This is a genomic window from Rhizobium sp. YJ-22 (assembly GCF_029601685.1).
In the GTDB taxonomy this organism is placed as follows: Bacteria; Pseudomonadota; Alphaproteobacteria; order Rhizobiales; family Rhizobiaceae; genus Metarhizobium.
The window spans coordinates 24,762-39,413 of sequence record NZ_JARRIR010000012.1; the positions used below are offsets into that span (position 1 = coordinate 24,762).

Annotated in this window: 14 protein-coding genes; 4 read left to right on the forward strand and 10 right to left on the reverse strand. The window is 61.7% G+C overall.

Annotated features, from left to right (window positions below; all coding sequences use genetic code 11):
- Window positions 1-10: 10 nt before the first annotated feature.
- The 3 genes from P7F60_RS23690 to P7F60_RS23700 form a co-directional block, all read right to left on the reverse strand.
- Window positions 11-982 (reverse strand): sugar kinase, encoded by a 972-nt coding sequence (locus P7F60_RS23690; protein WP_277920169.1) that lies wholly within the window; start codon window positions 980-982, stop codon window positions 11-13.
- 135 nt (window positions 983-1,117) lie between these two features.
- Window positions 1,118-2,032, reverse strand: coding sequence for an alpha/beta hydrolase (locus P7F60_RS23695; RefSeq protein ID WP_277920170.1), 915 nt, complete (start codon window positions 2,030-2,032; stop codon window positions 1,118-1,120).
- A gap of 237 nt (window positions 2,033-2,269) precedes the next feature.
- Complete coding sequence (locus P7F60_RS23700; protein ID WP_277920171.1) at window positions 2,270-3,145, reverse strand: sugar-binding transcriptional regulator; 876 nt, start codon at window positions 3,143-3,145, stop codon at window positions 2,270-2,272.
- 368 nt (window positions 3,146-3,513) lie between these two features.
- Here P7F60_RS23700 and P7F60_RS23705 point away from each other — a divergent pair, with 368 nt between their 5' ends.
- The gene (locus P7F60_RS23705; protein ID WP_277920172.1) at window positions 3,514-4,551 is read left to right on the forward strand and encodes a zinc-dependent dehydrogenase; all 1,038 of its coding nucleotides are present in this window, start codon (window positions 3,514-3,516) and stop codon (window positions 4,549-4,551) included.
- Complete coding sequence (locus P7F60_RS23710; protein WP_277920173.1) at window positions 4,544-6,235, forward strand: glycerol-3-phosphate dehydrogenase/oxidase; 1,692 nt, start codon at window positions 4,544-4,546, stop codon at window positions 6,233-6,235. The genes P7F60_RS23705 and P7F60_RS23710 overlap by 8 nt, the downstream gene beginning before the upstream one ends.
- Window positions 6,236-6,432: 197 nt before the next feature.
- Here P7F60_RS23710 and P7F60_RS23715 read toward each other — a convergent pair whose 3' ends face one another.
- Together P7F60_RS23715 and P7F60_RS23720 are read right to left on the reverse strand one after the other, a co-directional pair.
- The gene (locus tag P7F60_RS23715; protein ID WP_277920174.1) at window positions 6,433-7,488 is read right to left on the reverse strand and encodes a linear amide C-N hydrolase; all 1,056 of its coding nucleotides are present in this window, start codon (window positions 7,486-7,488) and stop codon (window positions 6,433-6,435) included.
- A 41-nt stretch (window positions 7,489-7,529) separates the two neighbouring features.
- Entirely contained in the window at window positions 7,530-8,450 is a 921-nt protein-coding gene (locus tag P7F60_RS23720) for a hypothetical protein (protein ID WP_277920175.1), read from the reverse strand.
- Between the two features lie 416 nt (window positions 8,451-8,866).
- Between P7F60_RS23720 and P7F60_RS23725 the strand changes: the two genes are divergently transcribed.
- Both P7F60_RS23725 and P7F60_RS23730 read left to right on the forward strand, forming a co-directional pair.
- The gene (locus P7F60_RS23725; RefSeq protein ID WP_277920176.1) at window positions 8,867-9,343 is read left to right on the forward strand and encodes an Hsp20 family protein; all 477 of its coding nucleotides are present in this window, start codon (window positions 8,867-8,869) and stop codon (window positions 9,341-9,343) included.
- Between the two features lie 71 nt (window positions 9,344-9,414).
- On the forward strand, window positions 9,415-9,714 hold the full coding sequence (locus tag P7F60_RS23730; protein WP_277920177.1) for a DUF982 domain-containing protein: 300 nt from the start codon (window positions 9,415-9,417) through the stop codon (window positions 9,712-9,714).
- Between the two features lie 13 nt (window positions 9,715-9,727).
- On the opposite strand, the gene P7F60_RS23735 is transcribed toward P7F60_RS23730, so the two are convergent.
- From P7F60_RS23735 to P7F60_RS23755, 5 genes are all read right to left on the reverse strand, one after another.
- Complete coding sequence (locus tag P7F60_RS23735; protein ID WP_277920178.1) at window positions 9,728-11,008, reverse strand: TRAP transporter large permease subunit; 1,281 nt, start codon at window positions 11,006-11,008, stop codon at window positions 9,728-9,730.
- Complete coding sequence (locus P7F60_RS23740) at window positions 11,005-11,574, reverse strand: TRAP transporter small permease (RefSeq protein ID WP_277920179.1); 570 nt, start codon at window positions 11,572-11,574, stop codon at window positions 11,005-11,007. The genes P7F60_RS23735 and P7F60_RS23740 overlap by 4 nt, the downstream gene beginning before the upstream one ends.
- Window positions 11,575-11,635: 61 nt before the next feature.
- Entirely contained in the window at window positions 11,636-12,679 is a 1,044-nt protein-coding gene (locus tag P7F60_RS23745; protein WP_277920180.1) for a DctP family TRAP transporter solute-binding subunit, read from the reverse strand.
- Between the two features lie 43 nt (window positions 12,680-12,722).
- Window positions 12,723-13,571, reverse strand: coding sequence for a fumarylacetoacetate hydrolase family protein (locus P7F60_RS23750; RefSeq protein ID WP_277920181.1), 849 nt, complete (start codon window positions 13,569-13,571; stop codon window positions 12,723-12,725).
- A gap of 84 nt (window positions 13,572-13,655) precedes the next feature.
- Window positions 13,656-14,561: a dihydrodipicolinate synthase family protein gene (locus tag P7F60_RS23755; protein WP_277920182.1), complete on the reverse strand. Its 906-nt coding sequence runs from the start codon at window positions 14,559-14,561 to the stop codon at window positions 13,656-13,658.
- Window positions 14,562-14,652 lie beyond the last annotated feature (91 nt).

A 14,652-nucleotide genomic window follows, 5' to 3' on the forward strand; every position in this document is an offset into this window, starting at 1 on the left:
GTCCCGCCGGTCAAACCGCCCGCGCGATCGACGGCGCGGCGATCTTCGGCTGCGTGCGGGCGATGAAATCGAGGGCTGCCGGAAAATCCGTCACGCCTGCCTGGCTGCCGAGACCTGTGGCGTTCAGGGCCGAGGACGCCTGCCCCAGACGCACGCAATCCTCCGGGTTCATGCCCTTGACGAGGCCGGTGGCGAAACCGGCATTGAAGGCATCGCCACAGCCGCAGGTACACACCACATCGATGCCGAAAGCCGGCATCTGGAAGCGGCTGCCGTCGCGATGATGATAATACGCCCCGTCCGCCCCCATGGTCATGACGATGCATCCCACGCCGAGGTCGACGAAGAACTTGCCGATATCGGCCTTGTCGGACAGGCCTGACAAGGCCTGCGCCTCCTCGATGGAGGGAATGAAATAGTCCGTGTTCGGCAGCAGGCCTGCGACATTGGCCATGTCTTTCCTGTCGGCGGCGAATACGTCGAGCGTGGTGATGCATCCCCGGCGCTTGGCCTCGGCCATCAGGGCGAAGCTCGGCGCACCGTCCATACGGTTCATGAGGCCCGTGCCGCCGATATGGACGATCCTGGCATCGAGCACCTTGTCGATATCCGCGGCGGCAATTTCGAAGGCGCCGGTGGCGCCGCGCATGTGCAGGGCCGGGCGCTGCCCGTCCGGCCTGGTCGTCACGATCGACGACGAGGTGCCGGCACCGGGGCACAGTTGCATCATCGACGTGTCGATCCCGAAATGGCCGAGGCGCTCGATCACCCATTTGCCCATCAGGTCGTCGCCGATGCCGCCGACGGCGAGCACGCTGAGACCGTATTTCGCCGCCACCACGGCCGCCGCCCCGGCCGCGCCGGACACCGCCATGGTGATTTCCTCGACGAAATAGGTATGGCCGCCGGGCGGTATCGCCGTCACCGGCCGCGCAAGGCAATCGAACGTGTAAAATCCGATCGAACTGTAATCGTATGTCATCTTCTCCACCCGGCACCACGCTTCTGTGGCGCTCCCTCCAAATGATATTGCGGACTGCAGGTCGGGAGCGCGGGCGCCATCGACGATGGCGCCTTCTCCCCTGTCCGGCGGCCGCCGAACTGCCCTTCCGGCGCCCTATCCGTGCGTGCGGATGAAATCCAGAAGTGCGGCGCTCAGCCGCTCCGGCGCTTCCAGCGCCAGGCTGTGGCCGCATTCCTGGAAGACGTCAGACCTGACGACGTTTTCAGCCGCGCGCTGCATCTGGTCGCGCACCAGATCGCCGAAGAACTCGGGCGCGCCGATGGTCATCACCGGCATCTTCAGCTTCCTGCGGATCAATTCGTCGTTGATCCGGGCATTCTTCAGGCCGGCGCGATAGGTCTCCAGGCAACCGCGCAGACCGCCGGGAGCCGAAAGCTTCGCCACCCATTCGCGGATCGCCTCGTCGGCGATGGCGTTCGGATTCCAGGTCTCCGCCTTGATCCAGAATTCCCAGAATTCACGCTCGCGGCCGGCGATCAGCATTTCCGGCAGATGCGGGATCCAGAAGAACGGAATATGCCACAGCCACACGCCGCTCATGCGAAACTGCGCCGACACCTTGTCAGGCGTGAAATTCGACCATTCCTCCAGCCCCTGTCCGGAAAGCAGCATTTCCGCAAAGGACAGGGTCTTGACGCGGTCGGGCTCGCTGGCGGCAAGAACATAGGCGAATTCCGCGCCGCGATCCTCACCATGGAGATGAAATCTGTCGTGACCAAGCTGGGTCATCAACTCCGCCATGTCGCGCGCGTTGGTGCGCGAATCGTAACCTTCCTCGGCCGGAGGTTTGTCCGTATCGCCAAATCCGCGCAGATCCGGCGCGACGACGCGGAAATGCGGCGTCAACAGCGCAATGAGGCGATACCAGTAGAAATGCGTTTTCGGCGTGCCATGCAGCAACAGCAGTGGCTCCCCCTCGCCGGCCGTCACATAATGCATGCGAATGCCGTTCACCCGCGCCCGACCATGACGAACCGCCACGCCCTCATGATCGTAGATCTCGACCATGCCATCCTCCCAAATGAACATTAATGCTCATAAGGTCACATATGTTCATTTCCGTGTCAAACAAATTTCACGAATTACAAATGTTCAACCTGGAGGCGTCGCGGCGAGGCTGGCAACAAGCAAGGCTGGACGGCCGCGACGCACACGTCGACGACCACCAGCCGCACGTTTTATCCATTTCGAAACCTCTGCGCACAAGCCGCCGCAGAAGCGGCGACATCGGCATCGCGTGGTGACCTATTCGCCCAGCAATTGTTGCGCGACTTCGAGATCGGTCACCACGACCTGGGGCGAAAGCAGTTTCATCGCGCCCTTGATGGCGGCATATTTATGCCAGCCGCCTGAAGCCAGCACCACCTTGCGCGCGGTTCGCAGCGACCGCGGATCGACGGCCACCACGCGGCGGTTGACCTCGTGATCCACAACCTCCCCGTCGGCATCGATGAACCGGCACAGAATGTCGCCGACGGCACCCGCCTTCTGCAACGAGATGATTTCGTCGCGCTCCAGCAGGCCATAGCGATTGAACGTCGAACCCGGCGACAGATCGCCGACACTGACGATGGCGGTGTCGAGATTCTCTGAGCGCCGGAAGACCTCGCGGATACCCGGATGGGTCAACAGGGCGTCCCGCGTACGCTCGTCCGGCGCAAACACCGGCGCGGCGATCAGATAGGCCTCGGCGGCCAGCCTGTCGCCAAGGCGCCAGGCAAATTCCGAGGGATTGAAGGTGTTGACCCGCGTCAATCCGCCCAGCAGCGACACCACGGACATATGCGTATCCACCTGCTGGGGAATGGCGGGCAGGCAGGCGCTCAGCGTCTTGCCCCAGCCGAGGCCGATCGTCATGTTTTCCTTGAGGATATCGGTCATGTACTCGCCGAGCACGCCGCCGATGATTTCCGGTAGCTGCTCCGCCTGTTTCGGCACGGGAACGACAATGGCCCGCTCGAGCTTGAACCGCTTTTCCAGTTGCCGCTCCAGCGCCACGCAATTGCTCTGGTGGGAAAGAACCCTGATCTGCACCGTGCCGTCCATGCGCGCCGCAGCCAGCATGCGCAGCACTTTCGCGCGATTGAGTCCCAGCTCCTGCGCCACCTGGTCCTGTGTCATCCCTTCCTTATAGTAAAGCCATGCAGCCCTGGTTCGCAGATCGTCAGATAAATCGGACACGCCTATTCCTCTTTCCCAAACAGTATCGCAACCTATAGAGTAGATACACGCCTTTATCCATTCCCATGCGGTTCACGATGACCGCTATCGCGTCCGTGGGTGGCGCGGCTCCGACGGGGCCGGGAACGTCGGCAGCCGTCGACGCGCGTCGAAGGCGCGCCCCGAACATTTCATCGCCTCATCATCGAGAACCTGCGCCGCGAGCGCATGCATAGATTTTGACGCCGGACAAAAGTGCCAGCGATTTTTAATATGTACATTTGAAAATTCTTTGTTACATTTGATCAGACGACAGAAGGAGATATTTCATGAAGGCTGGCTTGCTCAAGGCGCCCAATCATCTTGACTACGAAAGCGTCAGCGATCCCGCGCTCGCGCCGGGCGATCTCCTGATACGGGTCCGCGCCGCGACCGTCTGCGGGACCGACATCCGCATCTTCCGGGGAAAGAAGACGGTGGGCGTTCGCTATCCGTCCATCCTCGGCCACGAATTTTCCGGCGAAATCGTCGACAATGGTGGCCATGGCCAGTTTTCTTGCGGCGACGCGGTGGCAGTCTGCCCGGCCATTCCCTGTGGTCATTGCGCCCATTGCAAGCGCGGTTACGAAAATATCTGCATGAACCAGACGGCGATCGGCTACGAGATCGATGGCGCCTTTGCGGAATTTATCCGCATTCCCGCAAAAGCCGTGCTCTCCGGCAACGTCTTCAAACTGCCTCAAGGTCTCGGCTGGGAAAAGGCTTCGCTGATCGAGCCGCTGGCCTGCGTTCTCAACGGGCAGCAGCGCATCGATATCGGGATCGGCGACAGGGTCGTGATCCTGGGCTGCGGTCCCATCGGCCTCCTGCATGTGAAGCTGGCGCGGCTTTCAGGCGCTGCCCGGGTCATTGTCAGCGAGCCGAGTTCCTCCCGGCGCGCCGCCGCGCTGGAAGCCGGCGCCGACATGGTGGTCGATCCATCCTGCGAGGATCTGAAGGCCATCGTCAAACGCGAAACGGACGGGCTTGGCGCCGACAAGGTCATCGTCGCGATCGGTGTCCCACGCCTGGCCAATGATGCCATATCCCTGGTGCGCCACCGCGGCGCCGTCAGCCTGTTCGCCGGGTTCAGCGCCGGAGAGCAGGCCATGCTGGACGTCAACGCGATCCATTACAACGAGATCGTCGTCACCGGCTCCTTCGGTCTCGACCGCCTGCAATTCGAGATGGCGCTGGCAATGATTGCCTCCGGACGTCTGGAGGTGGAAAGCATGCTCACCCATCGCTTCGAGCTGTCCGATATCCTCGCGGCGCTGGAAACGGCGGAGCGCGGCGATGCGATCAAGGTGGCGATCGTCAATGCCTGACGGTTCGGCACGCGGCGCCGCAATGCCCGGCCGGCTCGGCGCATTGCGGGAAAACTATCCCGTGGTGATCGTCGGCGGCGGCATCAACGGATGCGGTCTTTTCCGCGATCTTTGCGAGCAGGGAGTCGACGTTCTGCTGATCGAACGAACGGATTTTTGCTCGGGCGCCAGCGCCGCGCCCTCGCGCCTCATCCATGGCGGCATCAAATATCTGGAGACCGGCGAATTTCGGCTGGTCGGGCAGTCCGCGCGAGAGCGGAATCTGCTGTTGAAAAACGCACCGCATTATGTGACGGCGCTGGAGACGGTGCTTCCGGTGGCGTCGCATTTCGGCGGCATCGTGCCATCCATCAAGCGATTTCTTGGCTTTAAGGCCAGGATGAGCGACCGTGGATCGATCATCACCCGTCTTGGATTGCTTGTTTACGATCTTTACGGCCGGCATTTCCGAACCATGCCGAAACACCGCATGCTGTCGGCGCGGCGCGCGCGAGCCGAGATGCCGTCCCTCAATGCGGCCTTTGTCGGCGTCGGTCTCTATTACGAAGCCCGCATCAGCCATGCCGAGCGGCTCGGCCTCGAACTTATTCTCGACGGCGAAGCGGCCAACCCCGCTTCGCGCGGGCTCAATCATGCCGAAATTCGTTTGGAGGCAGGGCGTCTCGAGATCATAGATCGCCTGACCGGGGAGCGCCGAGCCATCGAGGCCAGGGTCGTCGTCAATGCCGGCGGCGCCTGGATCGACAGCGTCAATGCAGGGCTGGGGATCGATTCCCGCCATATGGGCGGCACCAAGGGTTCGCACATCGTCGTCCGCAATCGCGCGCTTCACGATGCGCTTGCCGGACGGATGATCTACTTCGGTTCGTCCGACGGGCGCGTCAACCTGATGTATCCGTTCATGGGCAACGTGCTGATCGGCGCGACCGATCTTCCGATATCCGACCCGGACAGCGCGCATTGCAGCGCCGAAGAAATCGACTACATGACCAAAGTCATTCGCGAGGTCTTCCCCGAAATCGCCGTCGGGCGCGACCAGATCGTGATGACCTATTGCGGTGTGCGGCCCCTGCCGCGCAGCGAGGGGCTCGATCCCGGCGAAATCAGCCGCGATCACGCCATCGTCGAAGACACGATCGCCGGCTTGAACATTCCGGTCCTGGCGCTGATCGGCGGCAAGTGGACGACGTTTCGCGGCTTTGCCGAGGAGGCTGCCGATCGCGTGCTGCACCGGATCGGCGCACGACGGCGCCGGTCGACGCAACATCTGGCCATCGGCGGCGGTCGCGACTTTCCGACTGCCGAGGCCGCTTTCGAAACGCGGGCAAGCGATCTTTGTGCCAAGCACGACCTCGACCGCGAAACCGCCCTGCGCCTGTTGCGCCGCTATGGCAGCCGCGCCAGGCAAGCACTTGATGCAAGCACGGGATGGACACCCCTGATATCGCTGCCGGGCTACGCAAGACAGGAAATCGCCTGGCTATGCCGCGCGGAAAAAGTCGGAACGCTCGACGATCTCGTTTTTCGGCGTACGGACATCGCATTGTCGGGTTGCTTGACGAAAAAAGTGGCGGCCGAGCTGGCAGACATCGCAGCGGAGACGCTGGAATGGTCACCGCATGGGGCAGCGCAAAATCTCAGGCATGTGCTCGAGACAGCCGAAAAACACAATATAAGTATCTGAAGCCTGGAAAGCCCCAATTCATTTCGGTGGCAGGCCAGACCGACAGACATGTTCCCGATCGATGCCTGCCGGCCGAAGCGCCTGGGCGGCCGCATCGCCACCCTGTTGATCGAGCTTTACCGCCAGGGCGTTTCGCAATCCCGATCATCTGAAGGCGATGGCTCACGCCGTGCGCGGCTTGGATCTGCAGTGCGCGCTCACTCGGCGGTTTCGAAGCGAAACGGCTCCGCGGCGGTGAACTTGTCCGAGACTTCCCCGGCGAGCACACGATTCATGTCCACGCCAAGATCCAGCTTGCTGACATGCGCGCCTTCGGAGAAGTCGAGCTTCGTCATGTCCACCCAGAAAATATTGGGCGACGTCGCCGACTCGCCATAGAAAAGCAGGCTCTTCTGATCGGCAACCACCCGCCAGCGGGTGGTGGACAGGTTCGGCGCTTCGGGAAGGCTCACGCCATAGGGAACCGACGCGTTGCGAATGACGCTGAACACCGCGGCCGCGGCAATCCGTGGGTCTTCATTTTGCGTGACGGCGTTGACGTAAAAACCGGCGCGCACGAAACGGTCTTCGGAGCGCCCGCTTCCCGGCACGAAGTTGAGGGCGTTGACGGCGCTCCAGTATTTCTGGTTCGCAAGTTGCATGTCGTAGGGTGGATCGTTCGTCACCACCTGGTATGAGCGGTCGTGATGGATCTTCAGCGCGCCATCGATCCATTCAAGGACGGCGCTGTCGCCGCTCGCATCGGAGAGTGTCAGATGCAGGGGGGCAAGACTGCCGGGACGGCCGGGCACTTCGCCGCTGACGACCTGGATGGGGTGATTGCGCGTATAATCGACCGCTTCCGAAACCGTCGCGAACTGATCGAGATAGAACTGCGCCCAGATGGCGAGCGACATGCGAGGCGTCGTCTTGTCATCCTGCGGAAACTTCGTCGCGTTGAGCCATAACAGGCTGGCGTTGAGGCCGGCTTCGTTCATGCCGTCGACCGTCGAGATATCATAACCCGAGACGGCCAGACTGCCATATTTCGACGTCCACTGCATCGAACGCGGACCGGCAACCCCATCCCGTTTCATCCCGCGCGGAAAGACCCAGAAATTGCTGACCATCGGATCCTTGAAATCCATGTTGCGGCCCGTTAGCGCCCGCCCTTCAGGTCCGTGATAGACGATCCGCGTGCAGGCTTGCGCCTCCGCCGTCAACAAGGCCGTAGCGGCAATCAGCGTGGTGAATATGCGCGTGAAGCAAGTCATAGCGGAAACCAATCCATGAAAACTGCGTGAAAGCTTGTCCGTCAGAACCGGTAGGTCACGCCGAAGACCGGGCCGCTCAGGCGCGTGTCGTAGACATGACCCTTGTGATCGTAGTCGACATCGAGCACCTTGTAGCCCATGGAGGCGGAGAGGTGATCGGAGAAGACGTAATTGACCGTCGCCAGCGCCGACCATGTCAGGTCGGACCCCACGCCGAAGCCGCCGATATCGGCCTGCGCCTGCACCGAAAGCTTGTCCGTAAGTGCGAAGAATGCGCGCATGCTCACCACCGGATCCATCCAGCCGAAGTCTTCGTTGTGGGTGGCTGTCCGGGTTCCGATCCCCGGGTGGCTGGCCGTGACCGTCACGTCGTTGGAGACATACCAGAAACGCGCGCCCACCAGCGCATCGAGCGTGACCTGCGAGGTATCGACGACACGATAGCCGCCCTGCAAGGTGGTCGTGAACTGGGTCGTGTCGACCTTAGCGTCGACGATGGCGCCCGGCGGTATCATGACGCCGAGACCCGGTATCTGCAGCGCCGGCAAGGGACCGCTGCCTTGGCTGTCCGTGGTGTCGACATACATCAGGTCGCCCGAGAAAACGAAGCTGTCGTAGCGCCCCATCACATTGACGAAGCCACCGAAGTTGAGGTCGTCCAGCACGTCGGAGAACGACTTCTCGACGTCCAGCGTCGGGCCTCGCCGAAAGGGCGAGATACGCCCGTCAAGCCCCGCCGCCCACATATAGGGTGTGATCTGCAGCGCCCAGCTCGAAGCCTCCGATGCGGCCGGGCTCGGATCGTTCGGTGCCGCCGCCCCAACATCCGCACCATATGCCGCATGTGCGCCACAGAGGGAAACCGCAACCAGGACGCCCCGCCAAGGCGACAATACCCTGACGATGCGGGCGAGGGCTGGCTGCGGTCGGCTGCGGTCAACGCAATCCTGATCCTGGATCAAGGATTGATGTTCTTTGCCAAATCGAAATAGCACGATGTTCCCCACACACGTGTGCCCCTGTCATCCAGGCCGTTAATATTCAACAATAAATCAACCATGTCGAGTGCCGCACACCCAAAGATTGTTCAAAACTGCCCGTTACGTTAAAACTTTGCAGCAGATCTGCCTGCCAAAAAGACGGCTAAACCGGCTGCCTGAAAACGTCACCGGAATGCCTGGGCAGACCGGCGCGCGCAGTGCTGTGCCGCAGGCAGGACGCAGACGAGGGATGCGTTCAATTTTTTCGCCACGTCTCTTGAAATCAAAACCCTCAAAACCAAATCGATATGCGCCAGTCGCTGATAACAGGACTGGACTTGCTGGAAGCGCTGTCTTTCGGCGCTCCATACCCATGTTGCTTCAAGGAGGATATGGCTATGACGACATCTTACGATTACGCACCCCTGTTCCGCTCGAGCGTGGGTTTCGACCGGATATTCACTCTTCTGGAGAATGCCCAGCGCAGCCGCCCGGTCAGCGACTGGCCGCCTTACGACATCGTCAAGACCGACGACGACCACTACGCGATCTCGATCGACGTCGCTGGCTTTACGCGGGATGATCTGGACATCACCTTCCAATCCAACCTTCTGTCCGTGACCGGCAGGAAGCAGGAGGCGCCGCCCCAGACCTACCTGCATCGCGGCATTGCCGCCCGCCCGTTCGAACATCGCTTCGAGCTTGCCGACCATGTGCGAGTGATCGGAGCCGATCTGAGCAACGGCCTTCTCACCATCGATCTCGTTCGCGAGATCCCCGAGGACATGAAGCCGCGCAAGATCGCCATCCAGAGCACATCGGCTCTCGAACAGCCGGCAGCCGTCGCGCAGATCGATACGCACAAGGCTGCTTGATGCAAGTCGTGTCCAGGAGGGCGCCGCTGCGGCAGCGCCCTCCGGCATTGAGGATCGGAAAGGAGAATGCGATGAAAACCGATATATTCAACCAACCCGTTTCCATTCTCGTGGGCCTCGGTTTTCCGGCGGAGGTCCGTTCGGTGATGGATGCCTATCGGCATCTTGTCGAATGGCCCGTCTCTGCAAGAGATGGCGCCCATTCGGTTGCGCTGAAGGCCTGCGCCGCCGCCCTGCAGGGTGAAATCGAAGCGGAAACCGCTCGCAGCCTGTTTGTCGCCTTCGCCGAAAAGCATGATTTGCTCGCGCCCGGCGATGAGGTCATTGCAGCCCGGCATCTGCAACGCGACCGCGATCCGCATGTGCGATGAGATGCGGCGACCCTCACCGCATGAGGAACCTTAGGGGCACGAGGACCAGATCCGGGAAGAGCACCAGCAGGAACATGACCGCGATCTCCGCCATCAGGAACGGGAACACCCCCTTGAAGGCGTCGTCCACCGAAATCCGCGAGACGCTGGCTGCCACGTTCAGCACGGTTCCGACAGGCGGCGTCACCATGCCGAGGGCATTGTTCATGACGAACAGGATGCCGAAATAGACCGGGTGAATGCCCGCCTCGCGGATCACCGGCATCAGCACCGGCGTCAGGATCAGGATGGTCGGCGCCATGTCGAGCGCGGTGCCGACGATGATGACCAGCACCATGAGGATGAACATCAACAGGATGGGCGTATCGATGAAGGGTTCGAGCATGTCGCGGACATAGCTCGGAATATCGGCCGCGGCGATCAGCCATGCGGACACCATGGCGGCGGCGACGAGGAAGATGACCGACGCCGTGATCTTGGCGGCGCGCACCACGATGCCGTAGAGATCCGGGATCTTGATCTCGCGATAGACGAACAGGCCGACCACCAGCGCATAGACGGCGGCGATCACCGCGGCTTCCGTCGGCGTGAAGATGCCGGCGCGGATGCCGCCGATGATGACGACCGGCAGGAGAAGGCCGATACTGGCATCGAGCGTGATCCGGAGCCGCTCCTGCATAGTCTTCTTCGGCAACGGCTCGATCCTGTCGCGGCGGCAGACGAAGGCCCAGGTCAGGACGAGCGACACCGCCATCAGTAAGCCGGGGAAGATACCGGCCAGGAACAGTTGGGTGATCGAGACGCCGCCCGCAACGCCGAACAGAACGAGGGCGATGGCCGGTGGCAGGACCGGAGCGATGACGCCGCCGGCTGCGAGAAGACCCGTCGAACGCCGCACCGAATAGCCGGAATCGCGCATGGCGGGCACCAGCAGCGCGGCGACGGCTGCGGTATCGGCGATCGCCGAGCCGGACAGCGCCGCAAGGATGACGGCCGCCGCGATGCCGGCATAGCCGAGACCGCCGCGGAAATGTCCGATCCAGGCAAGAGCGGCGTTGACGATGCGACGCGAGATGCCGCCGGCATTCATCAACTCGCCTGCCAGCAGGAAGAAGGGCACGGCGAGAAGCGTGAAACTGTCCGCGCCGCTCAGCATGTTCTGCGCGACGATTTGCGGGCTCAGCATGTCGATGTGCCACATCATCGCCAGGCCGGAGACAATGAGCGCGAAGGCGACGGGCATGCCGAGCGCCATGGCGCCGAGCAATGCCGCAATGAAAACGAATACGATCATCGATCGGGCTTTTCTGTAACGGAGTCGATGCTTCTCAATGCGGCTTCTTCTTCCGCATCCACGAAGACGGACTGGCGGGGGTCACGCGCACCGGGCAGGAAGGTCGAGACGAGGCTGACGACGGTGATCGCGATCATCGAGAGGCCGGAGATATAGGCAACGACATAGACATACTCCATCGGCACCATGAGCACCGGCGAGAGATTGCCGATGTTGACATCGTGTTGCTGCCATGTGCCGGAAACGAGGTAGATGCAGCAGACGATGACCAGGAGATCGCTGATCGCCTTGGCGAGTTTGGCGCCTGCAAGAGGCAGCATCTTCACCACGGTATCCATGCCGAGATGACCGTGCTCGCGCAGCACGACCACCGCGCCGATGAAGGTCATCCAGACGAACAGGAAACGTGACAGTTCCTCGGAGATCAGGATGCCGGAATTGAAGCCGTAGCGGAGCACGACATTCCCGAACACCATGACGACCATGCCCGCCATGCAGAGGAAGAGGATGAACTCGAGAAATTTGAAATAGGCATCGACGATGCGGCCAAGCATAGAAAACTGCACGGATGACCCTCCCGGACGAAGGAATTGGCCGGCAAGCGTGACCGCATGCCGGCGCTTGTTGTCAGTTGGCGCCGGACTGAATCTTCTTCAACTCCGAGAAGTACATGTCGGAGAAATCCTTGCCGACCTGCGCGGAGAATTTCTCCACCACCGGCTTGACCTTTTCGGCGAAGCGCTCGCGCTCGGCCGGCGAGATCTCATTGACGGTGACGCCGGCCTTCTTGACCGATTCCAGCCATTCGCCGGTCTTGGACTTGACCAGATCGCGCTTGTAGAGGGTGACCTCGCGCGCCGCCTCGGAGATGATCTTCTTCTCGTCGTCGTTCAGCTTTTCCCAGGTCGGCTTGCCGGCCAGCATGACCACGGAGTTGAGACTGTGGTTGGTGAGCGAGAGATATTTCTGGACCTCGAACAGGCGCATGAAGACGATCTGCGGCAGCGGGTTTTCCTGGGCCTCGACGGTGCCCGTTTCGAGCGCCGTGTAGATTTCGCTCACCGGCAGCGGCGTCGGGTTGGCGCCGAGCGTGGAGAACAGTTCGAGATACATCGGATTCTGGATCGCGCGGATCTTCAGGCCCTGAAAGTCTTCCCACTTGGTGATCGGCTTCGTCTTGGTCGTGGTTTCGCGGAAGCCGTTATTGGTGAAGCCGAGCCCGATCCATCCCTTCTGCGCCATCAGTTCATTGAACCGGGCGCCGACGACGCCGTCCATCAACTTGTCGTATTCTTCCGTGGAACGGAAGACATAGGGCAGGTCGAGCACCGATACTTCCGGGATCTGGCCCGCCATGGTGACCGGCGAACCACTCATGAAATCCTGGGTGCCGGCCTGAAGGTTGGCCTGCATCTGCACGTCGGTGCCGAGCGTTGCGCCCGGCGCAACGCTGATCTTGATCTTGCCGCCGCTCTTTTCGCTGACGAGTTCGGCGAATTTCTTGAAGCCGAGATAGTCGGGATGCTGGTCGCTCTGGCTGGTGCCGGCCCGCAGGCGCATCTCGCGGACTTCCGCCCGGGATGCCGCCGGCAGCGCGGCCAGCGCCAGGGCGATGGCGGATGCGAGCAAGGCACCGCGCTTGAGGCTGCTGAACTTGCGATCTGGAAACATGGTGTCCTCCTCCGTTTCCATCTGTGTCAAACTTGCTTGCGGGTCAGACGGCCCGATGGGCGACGATCTGCTGCCGCTGTTCTCCGAGCCCGCTCACGCCGAGGCTGACGACGTCACCCGCCCGCAGGAAGCGCGGCGGCGTCATCGCCATGCCAACCCCCGCCGGCGTGCCCGTGGTGATCACGTCACCGGGCATGAGCTTCATGAATTGCGAGAGATAGGAGACGATGGCGACGAAGCCGAAAATCATCTTGGCGGTGGTTCCGGTCTGCATCCGCGTACCGTTGACGTCCAGCCACAGGTCGAGGTTCTGGATGTCCAGTTCGTCGGGCGTGACCAGCCATGGGCCAAGCGGACCATAGGTCGGTCCGCTCTTGCCCTTCATCCACTGGCCGCCGCGCTCCAGCTGGAATTCGCGCTCGGAAATATCGTGGCAGATGCAGAGCCCGGCGATCGAGGCAAGCGCCTGCGCCTCGTCGACCAGATAGGTGGGTGCGCCGATCACCATCGCCACTTCGACTTCCCAATCGGTCTTTTGGGAGCCCTTCAGGAGCACGACCGGATCGTTTGGGCCGGAGATGCACGAGGTCAGTTTATTGAAGACCACCGGCTCCGCGGGGATCGGAGCATTGCTCTCGATGGCGTGGTCCACATAGTTGAGGCCGATCGAGATCAAATTGCGGACATCGGCGAGGCAAGGGCCGATACGCACGTCGCTATCGACGGGCGGCAGGCTTTGTGGATCGGTAGCCGCGAGCCTGCGCATGACGTCCTCCGTCAGGTGTCGCATGGACACGTCTTCGACGATCGCGCTCAGATCGCGGATCGTTCCGCCGGCATCGACCAGTCCCGGGCGTTCCTGCCCCGGTTCGCCAAAGCGAATGAACTTCATGTCTTCCTCCCCATCGCGATTGCGCGCAGACCTCCCGGCGCAATGTCGGCGCATCCCGGAAAATCCGGGACGCGCCACGGTCGATCAGATGCCAAACGCCTTGAGTGCGCCGTCGATGACCCTCTTCTGCTCGTCGGAGACGGGCTCCATCGGGGCGCGCGGGAGGAAGTAGTCGACGCCTTGCCGTGACTGGATGTACTTGGTGCACGCCGGAAGATTGTCGTGGCGAACGACGTTCCAGAGGCCGTTGAGCTTCCAGTGCAATTCCAGCGCCCTGGCGTGATCGCCCTTTTTGACGGCGTTGTAGAGTTCGACGGTCTGCTTCGGCACTGCCGATGTCAGGGCCGAGATGGCGCCGTCGGCACCGAGCGAGAAGCCCGGATAGAGCAGCGCGTCGATGCCGGTGAGGACGATATTGTCCTTCCTGGCGTTCTGCAGAAGGTCGGACAGCGACTTCAGATCGCCCGAGCTCTGCTTCATGCCGACGACGCCGGGCACTTCTTCCATGATCTTGAGCATCAGGTCCGCGGACAGGTAGTTCCACGGGATGACGTTGTAGATCAGAATCGGAACGCCTGTTTCGTCGTAGATTTCGCGGAAATGGCGGATCGTGGCCTCGGCGCCGGGCTTGAACAGATAGTGGACCGGGGTGACCTGCAGGGCGGCAGGCTTCAGATGCGCGATCTTCTTGGTGCGCTCGATCGCCTCGATCGTCGAGTTGACGATCAGGCCGACGACGAAGGGCACGCGGCCGGCGACCGCCTCATGCGTCGCTTCCATCGACTCGACGAATTCCTCCGTCGAAAGCGTATGGCCTTCGCCGGTGCTGCCGCCTGCCACGATGGCATGCACGCCCGAATCGATCATGAAGTCGATCTGCTTCTTGATGCCGGACGCGACGAGCTTGCCGCTTTTGTCGAAGGGCATCGTAACGGGTGGCAGAATGCCCTGCAATTGGCTTTTCAGAGCGAGCTTGCTTTCCTGGTTCATGATCCTCTCCTCCTTGATCGCCTGAAACGCCTCATCAAGGTAGCATTCGATTAATTCCGGAATACGGGATGACGTTTCGGATTTAGACCAT